The organism is Cellulomonas sp. ES6, assembly GCF_030053835.1.
GTDB lineage: Bacteria > Actinomycetota > Actinomycetes > Actinomycetales > Cellulomonadaceae > Cellulomonas.
Window position 1 is genome coordinate 1,741,286 of record NZ_CP125655.1, and the last position, 14,671, is coordinate 1,755,956.

Annotated in this window: 12 protein-coding genes, 1 tRNA gene and 2 pseudogenes; 4 read left to right on the forward strand and 11 right to left on the reverse strand. The window is 76.0% G+C overall.

Going from position 1 to position 14,671, the window contains the following annotated elements; translation table 11 throughout:
- Positions 1–41: 41 nt before the first annotated feature.
- The 4 genes from P9841_RS08180 to P9841_RS08195 all read right to left on the reverse strand — a co-directional run bounded on the left by P9841_RS08180 (position 42) and on the right by P9841_RS08195 (position 3,623).
- Positions 42–1,139: a hypothetical protein gene (locus P9841_RS08180; protein WP_283321559.1), complete on the reverse strand. Its 1,098-nt coding sequence runs from the start codon at positions 1,137–1,139 to the stop codon at positions 42–44.
- The gene (locus P9841_RS08185) at positions 1,136–1,756 is read right to left on the reverse strand and encodes a signal peptidase I (protein WP_283321560.1); all 621 of its coding nucleotides are present in this window, start codon (positions 1,754–1,756) and stop codon (positions 1,136–1,138) included. Before P9841_RS08185 ends, P9841_RS08180 begins: the two co-directional genes overlap by 4 nt.
- Positions 1,757–1,769: 13 nt before the next feature.
- On the reverse strand, positions 1,770–2,222 hold the full coding sequence (locus P9841_RS08190; RefSeq protein ID WP_283321561.1) for a hypothetical protein: 453 nt from the start codon (positions 2,220–2,222) through the stop codon (positions 1,770–1,772).
- A 252-nt stretch (positions 2,223–2,474) separates the two neighbouring features.
- Positions 2,475–3,623: a sensor histidine kinase gene (locus P9841_RS08195; RefSeq protein ID WP_283321562.1), complete on the reverse strand. Its 1,149-nt coding sequence runs from the start codon at positions 3,621–3,623 to the stop codon at positions 2,475–2,477.
- A gap of 75 nt (positions 3,624–3,698) precedes the next feature.
- On the opposite strand from P9841_RS08195, the gene P9841_RS08200 reads away from it, so the two are divergent.
- On the forward strand, positions 3,699–4,370 hold the full coding sequence (locus P9841_RS08200) for a response regulator transcription factor (RefSeq protein WP_283321563.1): 672 nt from the start codon (positions 3,699–3,701) through the stop codon (positions 4,368–4,370).
- Between the two features lie 209 nt (positions 4,371–4,579).
- Here the strand turns inward: P9841_RS08200 and P9841_RS08205 are convergent, their stop codons facing one another.
- Complete coding sequence (locus P9841_RS08205; RefSeq protein ID WP_283321564.1) at positions 4,580–5,116, reverse strand: RBBP9/YdeN family alpha/beta hydrolase; 537 nt, start codon at positions 5,114–5,116, stop codon at positions 4,580–4,582.
- 5 nt (positions 5,117–5,121) lie between these two features.
- Positions 5,122–6,069, reverse strand: a complete 948-nt coding sequence (locus P9841_RS08210; protein WP_283321565.1) for a LysR family transcriptional regulator — start codon at positions 6,067–6,069, stop codon at positions 5,122–5,124.
- A 97-nt stretch (positions 6,070–6,166) separates the two neighbouring features.
- On the opposite strand from P9841_RS08210, the gene P9841_RS08215 reads away from it, so the two are divergent.
- Both P9841_RS08215 and P9841_RS08220 read left to right on the forward strand, forming a co-directional pair.
- A complete protein-coding gene (locus tag P9841_RS08215; RefSeq protein ID WP_283321566.1) occupies positions 6,167–7,024 on the forward strand; it encodes an aldo/keto reductase in 858 nt (285 codons plus the stop codon).
- Positions 7,025–7,055: 31 nt separating this feature from the next.
- Positions 7,056–7,991: an aldo/keto reductase gene (locus tag P9841_RS08220; RefSeq protein WP_283321567.1), complete on the forward strand. Its 936-nt coding sequence runs from the start codon at positions 7,056–7,058 to the stop codon at positions 7,989–7,991.
- A gap of 118 nt (positions 7,992–8,109) precedes the next feature.
- Here the strand turns inward: P9841_RS08220 and P9841_RS08225 are convergent.
- The 5 genes and pseudogenes from P9841_RS08225 to P9841_RS08245 form a co-directional block, all read right to left on the reverse strand.
- Positions 8,110–8,183: transfer RNA gene (locus tag P9841_RS08225), tRNA-Thr, on the reverse strand.
- A 43-nt stretch (positions 8,184–8,226) separates the two neighbouring features.
- Positions 8,227–9,510 (reverse strand): MFS transporter, encoded by a 1,284-nt coding sequence (locus P9841_RS08230; RefSeq protein WP_283321568.1) that lies wholly within the window; start codon positions 9,508–9,510, stop codon positions 8,227–8,229.
- A 108-nt stretch (positions 9,511–9,618) separates the two neighbouring features.
- A complete protein-coding gene (locus P9841_RS08235; RefSeq protein ID WP_283321569.1) occupies positions 9,619–10,473 on the reverse strand; it encodes a DsbA family protein in 855 nt (284 codons plus the stop codon).
- 36 nt (positions 10,474–10,509) lie between these two features.
- Positions 10,510–11,937, reverse strand: coding sequence for a hypothetical protein (locus P9841_RS08240; protein WP_283321570.1), 1,428 nt, complete (start codon positions 11,935–11,937; stop codon positions 10,510–10,512).
- A 532-nt stretch (positions 11,938–12,469) separates the two neighbouring features.
- Positions 12,470–12,952, reverse strand: a pseudogene (locus tag P9841_RS08245) (serine/threonine-protein kinase); the annotation flags it as partial.
- A gap of 285 nt (positions 12,953–13,237) precedes the next feature.
- Here P9841_RS08245 and P9841_RS08250 point away from each other — a divergent pair.
- A pseudogene (locus tag P9841_RS08250) lies at positions 13,238–14,669 on the forward strand (alpha,alpha-trehalose-phosphate synthase (UDP-forming)).
- Positions 14,670–14,671: the final 2 nt, after the last annotated feature.

Here is a 14,671-nt window from a genome sequence, read left to right on the forward strand (position 1 = left end):
GCACGCCGGGGCACGGTCCACCCCATCGGGGGACGCCGGGGTCAGCGGCTGCCGGCGCAGATGCCGAAGGTCTGGGGCACGTCGTCGCGGATGCCGAGGGCGCTCCAGCCCTGCCGGGGCGTGACGCGGTAGACGGTCCCGCCGAGCGGCGCCACCGACAGCTCGCCCGTGCTGGTGCGGATCCTCGAGGTGTCGAGCGACCGCCCGGACGCCGCGAAGAACGTCTGCAGCGGCTCGAGGTCCACGTCGGCGCGCCAGCCCGCGAAGAACTGCGGCGTGCCCGTCACCCGGACGGTCGTGGTGAAGCAGGCGTCGTAGGCGCTGCCGGTCACCGCGGTGGAGGTCTGGCTGTACGTCAGCGCGGGGTCGTACGCCGGGGCGGGCAGGCGGTAGTGGCAGATCTCCACCTCGAACGACTGCCCCGCCTGCAGCACGGCCGCGCCGGGCATGCCACCGGAGGCCACGCCCCCCACCTGCACCACGCCGTCGACGGGGCGCGGGTCGAGCACCTTCGCCCAGTAGGGGGTGTGCACCTCGAAGCCCGAGCCGTCGGCGACGCCGTTGAACGGCCGCTGGTCCAGGTGCAGGTCGATCCGCCAGGTCGTGCCCGCGTCCCCCGAGACCGGCACCACGACGCACGCCTGCGTGCCGGACTGCGGCAGCACCGTCCAGCGCAGCGGGCCGAACACCGTCCCGGGGCCGGGCGTGACGGGGCCGGACGGGCCCGCCTGGGGCGCGGCCCAGGTGACGGGGACGCCCCACGTGCCGACCGTGAGCGCGACGCCCGCGACCCGCGAGGCGGCGTACGCGGGGACCGTCACGGTGGTGGTGTCGGCGGCGGCCAGGGTCACGGAGGCGTCGGACGCGGCGAGCGGGGTGCCGTCCGCCGTGTGCAGCCGCAGCGTGGCCTGCTGGCCGCGGCAGGCCGCGGGGACGCCCGACAGCACCACGGTGGTGAGCGTGCCCGACGCGCCGCCCGTGCCCGCCGCGAGCGCCGCGGTGGTGCAGGGCGCCGCGGCGGCGGTGGTCAGCCCGCCGGAGGACAGCAGCAGGCGGGCGGCGCTGGCCGGCGTGAGGAGCAGCAGCACGAGCAGGCCGGCGGTCGCGGCGACGACGGCGGCGGCCCGGCGACGGGTCACGGGGCGCGCTCCGGCGCGGCGCCCGGCACCGGCGCGGCATCCGGCACCGGCGCGGCATCCGGCACCGGCGCGGCATCGGCATCGGCCTGCGCCTCGGGGCGTCCCGGCCACAGCAGCACGCCCGCGGCCACCACGAGCAGCGACGCCCACGCCCAGGGGTCCAGGAGCAGGGACGCGACGCGGCCGACCCCGGGCAGGTGGAGGCGGGCGATGCCGAGCACGTCCTCCTGGTGCGGCCGCCACGGGTCGGTGAAGCCGTTGTTGTCGCCCTGGATCGACCAGCCGGCGTCCGCGTCGCCGCCGACGACCCGGTGGATGATCCGCCCGTCGACGCCGGGCGGGGTGTAGACGACGACGTCCCCGGGCTCCGGGACCCCGCACCGGGACACGACGAGGTCGCCGGTGCGGTACGTGGGCTCCATCGAGTGGCCGGAGACGATGGTCAGCGTGGTGCAGCCGCCGAGCGTGCTCGGCCAGCCGAACCAGAGCAGCAGCCCCACGACGCCGGCGGTGAGCAGCCAGCCGGCGGCGGAGCGGGCGCGCCCGGGCACGCCGGAGGGCCGGCGCGGGGCAGACGTGCTGCCCGCGCCGGCCCGGTCGGCGTGCTCGCCGGGCACGACGGGTCCGGCGTCAGCCCGCGATGACGGCCGCGACGCCCTTGACGTCGGCAGCCTTCGGGGAGCCGGTGACCGTCAGGGTGACGGTGCCGCCGCCCGTGGGCACCGTGGCCTGGGCCCGGCCGAGGGACGTGCCCGCGGTCGTGGCGGCCGGGTCGGCGTCGAGCAGCTCGACGCTGACGGTCTGGCCCGCGCAGGTGTCGGCGACGTCGGTCAGCGTCACGCCGCTGACGGTGTAGCCCTTGGCGGCCACCGAGAAGGTGTTGGTGAAGCCGACCTTGACGCCGTTCGTGTCGCAGGACGCGACGACGGTGGTGCCGGCGCCCAGGGAGCCGGCGTTGAGGGTGAGCTGGGCGGCGGACGCCAGGCCGAGCCCGGCGACGCCGAGCGCGACGACGGTGACGGCGACGACCTTGCGGCGGCCGGTGCGGCGGACGGGGGTGGGACCGGCGGTGCGGCGGGACATGGGACTCCTCGCGGACGACGGCTCGCCAGGGCGAGGCGCGGCCGTGGAGCCGGGGGACGGACGCGCCTTCCGGCGCACCGAGGTCCCCCTGGCCCGCGCGCGCCGGCTGCCGAACGGTAGGGCCTGCGGCTGCGTGGTCGTGCACCCGTTTGGGTGGCAGCACCCCCGCCGTGGTACGTCAATTGCGAATTTGCACCAGATAGCCCCACAAACCGGACATATCGGGCGGGTGAACTTCGGTCGCGACGCTGGTCAGCGCGCCGCGGTGCGCAGAGATTCCACCGGAAGGCGGGCGACCACCTGGGTGCCGTTCCCCGGGACGGATGTCACCCGGAGGTCGCCCCCGGCCAGACGCAGGCGGTCGCCGAGCCGAGCCGTCCCGGAGGCGGGCACGGACCCCGGCACGAAGCCGACGCCGTCGTCCGCCACGCGCACCTCCAGGGCGTCCCCGACCACCGCGACCCGCACGTCGACCACCGCCGCGTGCCCGTGCCGCAGCGCGTTCGTGACGCCCTCCTCGACCACGCGCACCGCGAGCAGCCGCTCGGACCGGGTCAGACGTGGGTCCGCCGGGTCGTCGAGCACCCGCACCTCGTCCGCGACCCCGAACCGGGTGTTGACCGTCGTCGGGATCCGCCCGAGCAGGGCGCGGACCGCCGGGACCATGCCGACCTCGAGCTGGTCCGGGTAGAGCATGCGCGAGGTCGAGCGCACGTCCGTCTCCCGCACCAGCTCGATCTGCTCGCGCACCTCCCCCAGCAGCTCGAGGTCCTCCGGCTCCGCGCGGCCGGACAGCCGGTCGCGCAGCCGGTCGAGCCGCGCGACCACGAGCACGAGGCGCTGCTGCATGCTGCCGTGCAGCCCCTCCGCCACCTCCCGGCGGACACGCACCTCCTCGTACTGCAGCGCCTGGAGCGCGAGCTCGATCTGCAGGCGGCTCTCCGCCGCGGCCGCGACCTGGGTCCGCAGCCGGCGCTGCGACAGCATGGCGGCCAGGCCCATGAACCCCGCGATCCACGCCACGACCGCCCCGCTGACGACCTCCGCGAGCACGACCGAGCGCGCGGGGTGGGGGTAGATGCCCAGCGTGACCTGCACGCCGAACCGGACGCCGGCCGCGGCCACCCCGGCGGCGAGCACCCCGAGCACCACCAGGGTCGTGGGACGACGCGGACGCGCCACCCCCACCACGACCAGCAGGACGAGCATGCCGACCACCGCCGTCAGGTTCGCCGCGATCCGCAGCAGCACCGGCACGGACCCGCCCTGGTTGCCGTAGACCCACGCGGTCTGCGCCGCGGCACCGACCGCGAACACCGACATGACGGTGCCGGCGGCCAGCAGCAGCGTCCGCCGGTCGGCCCGCGCCGCTGCCGGGTCGTCCGCCGTCGCTGCGGGCATGTGCACTCCCCCATCCGTGGGACCGTTCGCGCGCCGACCCGGCGTCCGCGGGTCACATTGACCATACTGTCCGAGATGTCCGATCCCACATCCACCCAGGTCCGCGTGGTCGTCGTGGAGGACCAGCCGCTGTTCCGGTCGATGCTGGAGCTCACGCTGGGAGCCGCCGACGACGTGCGCGTGGTGGCCTCCGTCGGCACGGTCAGCGAGGGAGCCGCGGCCCTGCGGCCCGGTGCCGCCGACGTGGCCGTGCTCGACATCGACCTGCCCGACGGCAACGGCATCGCGCTCGGCGTCACGCTGCGGCGCCGGCAGCCGGACCTCGGCATCCTGCTGCTGTCGGCGCACGACGCCATGGACCTGCTGCTCGACCTGCCCCCGGACGTCGCCAGCGGGTGGTCCTACCTGTCCAAGACGTCCTCCACGAGCGCGCAGACCCTGGTCGCGGCCATCCGGGCCACCGCGGCGGGCCGCACCACGCTGGACCCGGCGCTGCTCGACCGGATGGCGCCGCGCGCCGGGTCGACGGTCGCCCGGCTGACCGACCGGCAGTACGCCGTGCTGCGGCTGCTGGCGCAGGGGCTGTCCAACGCCGGGATCGGCGAGGCGCTGCGCATCACCGAGAAGTCGGTCCAGAACCACATCAACGGCATCTACGGGACCCTCGGGATCGACGTGGACCCCGGCCGCAACCCCCGCGTCACGGCGGCGCTCCGGCTCCTGGAGGAGACCGGCCGCGCGTCCTGACGCGCCGCACGACCACGGGTGGCCCCGGCGCCCCAAGATGCCTGGCATCCGTTCGGGTGAGAGTTGCCCACCGCGCCGCGGCGTGGGTTACAGTAGGCACGCCCTCGGTCGCCTGCCCCCTGCGCGGCCGAGGGCTTCTTCATGCCCGGGCCCCGCCCGCGCCGTACCCGGGCCCTGCCCGCGCCCGACCCCGGCGGCCGGCCCCGCCCTCAGAGCACCAGCCGCTCCAGCAGCGGGAACTCGTCGTACGGCTGGTCCCAGTCCCCGAAGTGGCCGTCGTCCCGCACCACGAGCGTGCCGCCGAGCCGGTCCAGCAGCGCCCGACCCTGCGTCGCGTCGCAGCCGTACGGGTCCCGCACGGAGTTCACGAACACCAGGTCGCCCGCGTGCGCGCGGATGCGGTCCCAGTCGTAGGTGTCCTGCAGGACGGGCTCGTCGGCGTCGTTCGGCGGCGTCGCGTACCCGGCGACCAGGACGGCCTGCGCCACGCGGGCGGGGGCGTGCTCGAGCACGGCGAGCAGCAGCGCGGCCCCGCCGGAGTGACCGACCAGCACGGTGTCCCCGTCCAGCGGGTGCGCGGCCAGGAACCGGGGCAGCGTCTCGGCGACGGGCTCGACGTTGAGGCGCGGCAGGTGCGGGCGCTCCACGGCGTACCCGCGCGCGGTGAGCCGGTCCGCCAGCCACGGGTACCAGACGTTGTCCGGGTGGCCGCCGGTGCCGTGGACGACGATCGCGCGGCGCGCCACGGCGCTCAGCCCCGCCCCGGCGCGGCGGCGACGGCGCGGCCGGGTCCCTGGGCGGCCCCGCGCTGCGCGACCGCGGCGGCCACGTCCTCGTCCGCGTCGAGCAGCTCGAGCAGGCGCGGCGCGAGGCCGGGTGCGGACCCGACGACGGCCGACACGACCCACCACGCCTGCTGCGGCAGCCGGACCGGCACCAGCCCGGCGGCCTGCGGCTTGGCGGCCACGTGCTGCGGCACGAGCGCGATCCCGAGCCCGCGGTCGACGAGGTCCAGCAGCGTGTGGATGTCGTTGACCGTGCAGCGCACGTGCCGGGCGACCCCGCGGGCCGCGCACACCGCGTCGTTGAGCGACCGCACCCCCCAGCTCGGCTGGAAGTCGATGAAGTCGTGCCCGGACAGCGCCTCCCAGTCCGCCTTCGAGGCGGCGCTCAGCGGGTGCCCGGGCGGGCACAGCAGCACGACCTCCCGGCGCCCGAGCTCCACGGGCCGCACGCCCGCGAGGTGCTCCTGCGTGGCGACGAACGCGACGTCGAGCTCGCCCGCGCGCACCGCGGCGACCAGCTCGTGCGAGCCGGCCTGCGTGAACGCGATGTCCACCTGCGGGTAGCGCCGGCGGAACCGCTCGAGCAGCGGCGGCACGTCCACCACGCCGAGGCACTGCTCGGCACCGAGCCGCAGCGTGCCGCTCAGCTCGTGGGTGGCGCGGACGACGGCGTCCCGCCCGGCCGCCGCCTGGTCCAGGACCGCCCGCGCGTACGGCAGCAGCGCGAGGCCCGCCTCGGTCGGCGCGACCCGGCGCGTGGTGCGCGCGAACAGCCGGGTGCCCAGCTCGTCCTCGAGCGCCCGGATCGCGGCGGACAGCCCGGACTGCGAGACTCCGCAGAGCGCGGCGGCGCGCGTGAACTGCTCCTCCTCCGCCAGCGCGACGACGTATTCCATCTGCCGCAGGTCCATCATCGGCCTCGCTTCTGAATCCCATGAGTCCCAGTCGTTGGACTTGTGGAGCCAGCGTACCTACGGTCGAGGCACGACCCCGACGACGTGAGGTGGACACGTGCAGCAGCGCACCCTCGGCAACCGCACCGTGAGCGCGATCGGACTCGGCGGCATGCCGATGTCGATCGAAGGACGACCCGACCGCTCCCGGTCCCTGGCCACCATCCACGCGGCGCTCGACGCCGGCGTGACCCTGATCGACACGGCCGACTCGTACCACCTGCACGCCGGGGAGGCGGGCCACAACGAGGAGCTCATCGCCGAGGCGCTGCGCACCTACGGCGGCAGCACCCAGGACGTGCTGGTCGCCACGAAGGCCGGGCACCTGCGCCCCGGTGACGGCACCTGGACGCAGGACGGCCGGCCCGAGCACGTCAAGGCCGGGGCGAAGGCGTCCGCGCGGCGCCTGGGCGTCGAGGCCATCGGGCTGTTCCAGTTCCACCGGCCCGACCCGCAGGTGCCGTACGCCGACTCCGTGGGCGCGCTCGCCGAGCTGCTCGACGAGGGCGTGATCCAGCAGGCCGGCATCTCCAACGCCACGGTCGCGCAGATCGACGAGGCGCAGCAGGTGCTCGGCGGCCGGCTCGTGTCGGTGCAGAACCAGTTCTCGCCGGCGTTCCGGTCCAGCCTGGACGAGCTGCGGCACTGCGCCGACCTCGGCATCGCGTTCCTGCCGTGGTCCCCGCTCGGCGGCATCACCCGGTCCGGCGAGCTCGGCGAGCGTCACGCGGCGTTCCGCGAGGTCGCCGACGCCCACGGCGTCAGCCCGCAGCAGGTCGCCCTGGCGTGGGAGCTCGCGCTCGCGCCGGTCGTCATCCCGATCCCCGGGGCCTCCCGGCCCGAGAGCATCACCGACTCGGTGCGCGCCGCCGACCTGGTGCTCGACGCCGACGAGCTCGCGCGGCTCTCCGCCTGACCCCCCGCACCACCGTCCCGAGAGGCACCCCGTGAAGACCTTCACCCTGCCCGGCACCGACATCGAGGCACCCAACGTCGTGCTCGGCCTCATGCGGATCGCCGAGAAGTCCGACGACGAGATCCGCGAGCTCGTGCGCACCGGCCGCGACGCCGGCACCACGTTCCTCGACCACGCCGACGTCTACGGCCGCGAGCTGCACGAGTGCGAGGCACGGTTCGCCCAGGCGCTCGCCCTCACGCCGTCCGAGCGCGACGAGTACACGATCCAGACCAAGTGCGGCATCGTCCGCGAGGGCCCGTACTTCGACTTCTCGTACGAGCACATCCTCGAGTCCGTCGAGGGCTCGCTGCGCGCCCTGCGCACCGACCACATCGACGTGCTGCTGCTGCACCGCCCCGACGCGCTCGTCGAGCCCGACGAGGTCGCCCGCGCGTTCGACGAGCTCGAGGCCGCGGGCAAGGTGCGGGCGTTCGGCGTCTCCAACCACACGCCCCGGCAGATCGACCTGCTGCGCCGCTCCGTCCGGCAGCCGATCGTCGCCAACCAGCTGCAGCTGTCGATCACCCACGCGGCGATCGTCACGCAGGGCCTCGCGGCCAACATGGTCGGCGCCGAGCAGTCCGTCACCCGCGACGCCGGCGGCATCCTCGACTACTGCCGCCTGAACGACATCACCGTGCAGGCGTGGTCGCCGTTCCAGGCCGGGTTCTTCACCGGCACGTTCCTGGACAACCCCGAGTTCGCCGAGCTGAACCAGGTGATCGGCGAGCTGGCCGCCGCCTACGACGTGCCGCCGATCGCGATCGCCACCGCGTGGATCACCCGGCACCCGGCCCGGATGCAGGTCGTGCTCGGCACCACGACGCCCGAGCGCGTCGCCGGCGCCGCCCAGGGCTCGGACCTGCCCCTGACCCGCGCGCAGTGGTACGCCCTGACCCGCGCGGCGGGCCACATCGTCCCCTGACGCCGGCCCGCCCGGCTTGACCCCCGCGAGGTCGTCACCTCGGCACGAGGTCGTCAGGTCCGCCTGACGACCTCGTCCGCACGTGACGACCTCGCGCGCCGTGCGCGGACCTCGTCGGAGCCCCCTGTCGGATTCGAACCGACGACCTGCTGTTTACAAGACAGCTGCTCTGGCCAGCTGAGCTAAGGAGGCGGGCGCGCGCCGCGGCGTCGCGCGGGGCCAGCCTACCGGCGCGTCAGGGCTGCGGGTCGCGGGCGTCGTAGCGCCAGAACCCGCGCTGCCACCGCACGAGCGCCCACAGCAGCACCACGCACGCGAGCCCGCCGACGAGGGCCGCCCCGCCCTCCCCGAGGTGCTCCGAGACGGCGCCGAGCAGCAGCTCGCCCAGGCGCGGGCCGCCGGCGACGACCACGACGAACACGCCCTGCAGCCGGCCGCGCATGTCGTCGGGGGTGGCGGTCTGCAGGATCGTCTGCCGGAACACCGCGCTGACGGCGTCCGCCGCGCCGGCGGCGGCGAGCGTGAGGACCGCGAGCGCCAGCGACCACCACAGCACGTCGTCCGGGTGGGAGCGCCCCGCGAGCACCAGCACCAGGCCGAAGCCCGCGACCGCGAACCCCCAGACGGTGATGGCGAGCACGATGATGCGGCCCTGCCAGCGCACGCGCGCGAGCCCGCCCGAGAACACCCCCGCGAGCATCGCCCCGGCGGCCACGGCGGCGGTCATGACGCCCGCGGTGGTCTCGCCGCCGCCGAGGTACACCAGCCCGACGGCGGGGAACAGCACGCGCGGGGAGGACGTGATCATCGCGATCAGGTCGACGAGGAACGTCATCCGCACGTTCGGCCGGGTCCCGAGGTAGCGCAGGCCGTCGAGCACCGACGCGAGGCCGGCGCGGGCCCGGCGCGTCCCGGACGGCTCCGGCGGGATGGGCGGCAGCCGCAGCAGCGCGGTGAAGGCGAAGGTGAACAGCAGCGCGTCGGCGGTGTAGACGACGCCGTAGTCGAGCGCGGCCACCAGACCGGCGCCGAGCAGCGGCCCCAGCGTCAGCGCCACGTTCCACCCGACGGTCTGCAGGGCGTTCGCCGCGGGCATCAGCCGGGGCTCCAGCAGCCGCGGGATGATGGCCGACCGCGCCGGGCTGTTCACCGCCCCCGCGCCGGACTGCACCGCCACCAGGGCGTACAGCACGCCGACGTGCTCGTTGCCGGCCCACCCCTGCGCGGCCAGCCCGAGGGTCGCGACCCAGCTCACCGCGGACGCCACCAGCGCGACGGTGCGACGGTCCGCGTGGTCGACGATCGCGCCGCCGTACAGCCCGAAGACGACGAGCGGCACCAGCGCGCAGAGCCCGACCAGGCCGACCGAGAAGGTGGAGCGGGTCAGCTCGTACACCTGCAGCCCGACCGCGACGACCGTCAGCTGCGCGCCGAGGTTCGCCACGGACAGGCCCCACCACAGGCGGCGGAACTCGGGGCTGACGCGCAGCGGCGTCAGGTCCACGAGCAGGGAGGGCACGAGCGCTCAGCCTACGTGCCGCGGCGACGTGGCCCCGGACGCGGACCGCCTGGAGCACCCCCTGCGCCGGGCGCTGGGGGCGGGCGGTCCGCGTCCGGGGTGGTGGCGTCAGCCCGCGACCGCCTGGAGCAGCGCCGAGGGGTCGGTCCAGTTCTCCGTCCAGATGGTGCCGTCGACGAGGATCGTCGGCGTGCCGAAGTTCCCCGACTGCGGGTTCACGAGGTCCTGGTTCGCCGAGGCGGCGTTCGTCGCCGACGTGACCCACTGGCCGAACCGGTCGAGCGCGGTGCCGTCGGAGATCAGCGCCGTGACGGCGTCGGGGACGCCCGCGTCGCTCGCGATGTCCGCGATCTCGTCGTTCGTGAGACCGGACGTGCCCTCCTCGGGCTGGCCCGCGAACATCTGCTCGTTGAACACGGGGAACGCCTCGGGCGCCTGCTCGGCGACGAGGGCGGCCGCCGAGGCGGCCCGGGTCGAGAAGCCGGTGCCGTTCGAGTACCGGTTCAGGATGGCGATCGGGTGGTACACGATCGTGGCCTGCCCGTCGGAGGCGAGGGAGACCAGGTTCTCGCCGTTCGTCTGCTCGAACGCGCCGCACGCGGGGCACATGTAGTCGAGGTAGACGTCGACGCGCGGCAGGTCCGCGTCGATCTCGGCGCCGACGCCGTCGGCGCCGACCGCGATGCCGCCGTCCTCCAGGGCCACGTTCGGCGCGTCCGTGACCTCGCTCAGCGGGGTGTCGGCGTACTCCGGGAGGCCCTCGCCGCCGGAGCCCTGGTTGAGGAGCCAGAACACCACGCCGCCGAGCGCGATGATGGCGACGCTCAGGGCGCTGATGCCGACGATCTTGTTGCGGCGGTCCCGCTTGGCCTGCTGCTCGCGGAGGACCCGCGCCTGCTCCCGGGCGGCGTCGCGCCGCTCGTTCTTGGTCTGCTTCCCCTTGCCGGGGGTCGTGCTGCTCATGGGTTGTCCTGCTCTCGTGGGTGTCCGGTGGTGGGCTCAGGCGAGCGCCGGCGGAGGGCCACGGTGGGGGTGCCGCTCGCGCGGGACCCGTGCGGGACGGGAGCGCTCCGCCAGCCACGTGAGGGGCTGCGGGGCGGAGGCCGGCTGCGGGCCGGCCGGGCGGGGCAGCGCGTGGACGACGGCCCCGAGGACGCGGCGCGCGCTGCCCGCCAGGCGGAGCAGCAGCGCGGTCAGACCCGCCCCGGCGGCGGCCAGGGCGGCGTGGGCGGCCAGCACCGGGAGGACGAGCCCCAGGGTGAGCACGGCGCCGTGCGACGGGTCGGGGGTGACGGCGAGCGTGCCCGTCGGGCAGTCCGCGACGTCCTGCAGCAGCGAGAGGCGGATGCCGAGCGCGGCCAGCGGCTCGTCGAGGCGCACGCACTGGTGGAGCACCACCCGCGCCGCGCCGGTGGTCGTCCCGGCGGCGAGCACGGCGACCGCGGCCAGCGCGGCGAGGACGGCCGGCAGGTGCGTCCGGGTGCGGCGCACGACCACGCCGGCGGGCACGCCGGGGCCCGGCACGCGCGCTCGGTCGTCCCCGGTCATGGGGCACAGGGTACGGGGTCGGGCCGGGCGTTCCCGGGGCTGCGGGTCAGCCACCCACGGTGGTGGGCAGCGACGGCTCCGGCAGCGGCGTCCAGTCGACGGCAGTCCCCCGGCGGCCAGCGCCACGAGCACGCCGGCGGCGAGCAGCGCCACGACGACGACCGCCGTCGCCCCGCCGCGCCCCGGCGCCACCCCGGCGAGCAGCCGGCGCGCCCCGTCGCGGGTGTCGCGGGCGAACGGCCCCGCCCAGAGCGCGACCAGCCCCGCGACCGCGGCGACCGCGAGCAGCACGGGCACCGCGTCCGGCGCGGGAGCGTCGTCGGCCGCACGCAGGGGGCCCGCCTCGAGCGTCCCCGTGCCGACCAGCCACCACCCGACGCCGAGCACGATGACGACGACGCTCGCGGCGACCAGCAGCGACGGCAGGCCGGTGACCAGCGCCCGCAGCAGGTGCCACGGGCTCGAGGCGACGGCCACCAGGGTGTCGCTGCGCCGGGCACCCGCACGCTCCCGCCGGCGGGCGACCGCGCGGGCCGCCGACCCCACGGTGCGCGCGAGCAGCAGCAGCGGCAGCAGCGCGACGAGCGTCCAGCCCGGGGCCAGCGCCGCGCCCGCGACCGTCAGCAGCGCGAGGGCGAGCAGCGACCCGGCGCGACGCGGCGGCGCGGGGGCGGGCTGCGGGTCGCCGTCCGGCCACGCGCCCGCCGGCCCGGCACCGTCGGGCCACGCACCGTCAGGCCCCGCACCTCCCGGCCACGCGCCTCCCGGGGCGGCACCGTCGTGGCCCGCCGCACCCGGCCACGCCTGCTCCCCGGACGGCCCCGCGGCGGCGGGCGCGACGGACGGCGGCGCGAACGCCCGCGTCGCCCCGTCCCGCACCGGCGCCTCGGCGGGCGCGACGACCGCCGTGCCGTCGGAGCGCGGCCACGCCTGCGTCGCGGCGGTCCCGGCAGGTCCCGCGGCGCCCGCCCCGGGCGGCAGGGCCTGCGTCTGGTCGGTCGGCGGCCCCCGGCGGGCCACGCGGCCGTCGCGGCGGTCCCCGTCGCCGGCAGCACCGCCGGCGGCACCGGCCCGGTCCCCGACGCCTGCGCGACGGTCGGCGTGGCGTCCGCGGCCGGGAAGGCCACCGTGCTGCCTGCTGCCGTCGCGGCGGGCGGCGGGGACGGCACGACCGTGCCGAGCGCCACGGTCGCCGCCTCGGGCGAGTACCGCTCCCCCGCCGCTCGGCCTCCGCGAGCGCGGCGACCACCTCGTCCGGCTGCGCGCGGTCCGCGGGGTCGGCGGCGAGCGCGTCCCACAGCGCGCCGGCGGTGACGGGGCCGAGCCCGGCGAGGTCGGCGTCGCCGGAGCGGGTGCGCACCAGCACGGCCTCCAGCGGCCGGGTGCCGAACGGGGCGCGGCCGGTGGCGGCGAACGCGAGCAGGGCCGCCCAGCCCCACCAGTCCGTGGCGGGCGTCGGCTCGGCGCCGTCGACGAGCTCCGGCGCCAGGTACCCCGGCGTGCCGACGACGAACCCCGTCGACGTCACGCGGGTCTCGTCGACGGCCTGCGCGATGCCGAAGTCGATGAGCACCGGGCCGTCCGGCGTGACCAGGACGTTGCTGGGCTTGAGGTCCCGGTGCACCACCCCGGCGGCGTGCACCGCCGCGAGCGCGTCCCGCAGCCCGTCGGCCAGCCGGTGCAGCGCGGCGGCGTCGAGCGGACCCCGCCGGCGCACGCGCTCGCTGAGGTCCTCGCCGGGCACCAGCTCGGTGACGAGGAACGCCTCCGTCGAGTCGGCCTCCGCGTCGAGCACCGCGGCGACCCCCGGGTGGCGCAGCCGCTGCAGGGCGAGGACCTCCCGGCGCAGCCGCTCCCGCGACGTCGGGTCGGCGCCGATGTGCGGGTGCAGCAGCTTGAGGGCGACCGGAGTCCCCCGCCGTCCACCGCCCGGTACACCGTGCCCATGCCGCCGGAGCCGAGCGGCGCGAGAATGGTGTACCCGCCGATCTCGGCGCCCGGTGCCAGGCCGATGCGCTCCATGCGGGCACGGTAGCCGCCGCCCCGGTGGCGCGCGGGGTCGGCACGCGGGGCCGGCGGTGGAGACGCCACCGGGCCCGGACCTGTCGTCCGACGTTTCCCGGGCGGGACCGCAAAGGTCACGTTAGGGTCAGGATGACACCAAGGAGCTGATGGATCCGTGACATCTGCTGGTTACGACCTGGTCGTCGTCGCGAACCGCCTGCCGGTGGACGTGACGCTGGACGACGACGGGAACCCGAGCTGGACCCGCTCCCCGGCGGGCTGGTGACCGCCCTGGAGCCGGTGGTCCAGCGGTCCGACGGCGCGTGGGTGGGCTGGGGCGGCTCCGCCGACCTGGAGCTCGAGCCGTTCGACGCCGACGACATGCGCCTGGTCCCCGTGAAGCTCACCGAGGACGACCTGCGCGACTACTACGAGGGCTTCTCCAACGACACGCTGTGGCCGCTGTACCACGACGTGATCCAGCCGCCGACGTTCCACCGGCAGTGGTGGGACGCCTACCAGCGGGTCAACCGCCGGTTCGCGGAGGCCGCGGCCGCGCAGGCGGCGCAGGGCGCGACGGTCTGGGTGCACGACTACCAGCTCCAGCTCGTGCCCGCGTTCCTCCGGGAGCTGCGCCCGGACGTGCGGATCGGGTACTTCCACCACATCCCGTTCCCCCGCTGGAGATCTTCGTCCAGCTCCCCTGGCGGCTCCAGGTCGTCGAGGGCCTGCTGGGCGCCGACCTCGTCGGCTTCCAGCGCGGCGGCGACGCCGCGAACTTCGTGCGGGCGGTGCGCCGGCTGACCGACCGGACCACCCGCGGCCAGATGATAACGCTCACCGGGCAGGACGGCCGGGTGCAGCGCCACGTGCGCGCCGCGTCGTTCCCCATCTCGATCGACTCCCGCGCGTTCGACTCGCTCGCCCGCACGCCGGAGGTGCAGCAGCGCGCGAAGGAGATCCGGGCCGAGCTCGGGGACCCGAAGGTGCTGCTGCTCGGCGTCGACCGCCTGGACTACACCAAGGGCATCCGGCACCGCATCAAGGCGTTCGGCGAGCTGCTGGAGGACGGTCGCATGACGGTCCCGGACGCCACCCTCGTGCAGGTCGCGTCCCCGAGCCGCGAGAACGTGGGCGCCTACCAGCAGCTGCGCGACGACGTCGAGGTGCTGGTCGGCCGGATCAACGGCGAGTTCGGCGAGCTCGGCCACCCGGCCATCCACTACATGCACCACTCCTACCCGATGGAGGAGATGGCGGCGCTGTACCTCGCGGCGGACGTCATGCTGGTGACGGCGCTGCGCGACGGCATGAACCTGGTCGCCAAGGAGTACATCGCGGCGCGCTCGGACGACCGGGGCGCCCTCGTGCTCAGCGAGTTCACCGGCGCCGCCGACGAGCTCGGCGGGGCGGCCATCCTGGTCAACCCCCACGACATCGCCGGCCTGAAGAACGCCATCCAGCACGCGGCCAACATCGACCCCCGCGAGGCGCGCAAGCGCATGCGGCGGCTGCGGCGCCGGGTGCTGGAGAACGACGTCGCCCACTGGTCGGACTCGTTCCTGTCCGTGCTGACGGCCGTGCCGGTGCGCGACCAGCACGTCTGAGG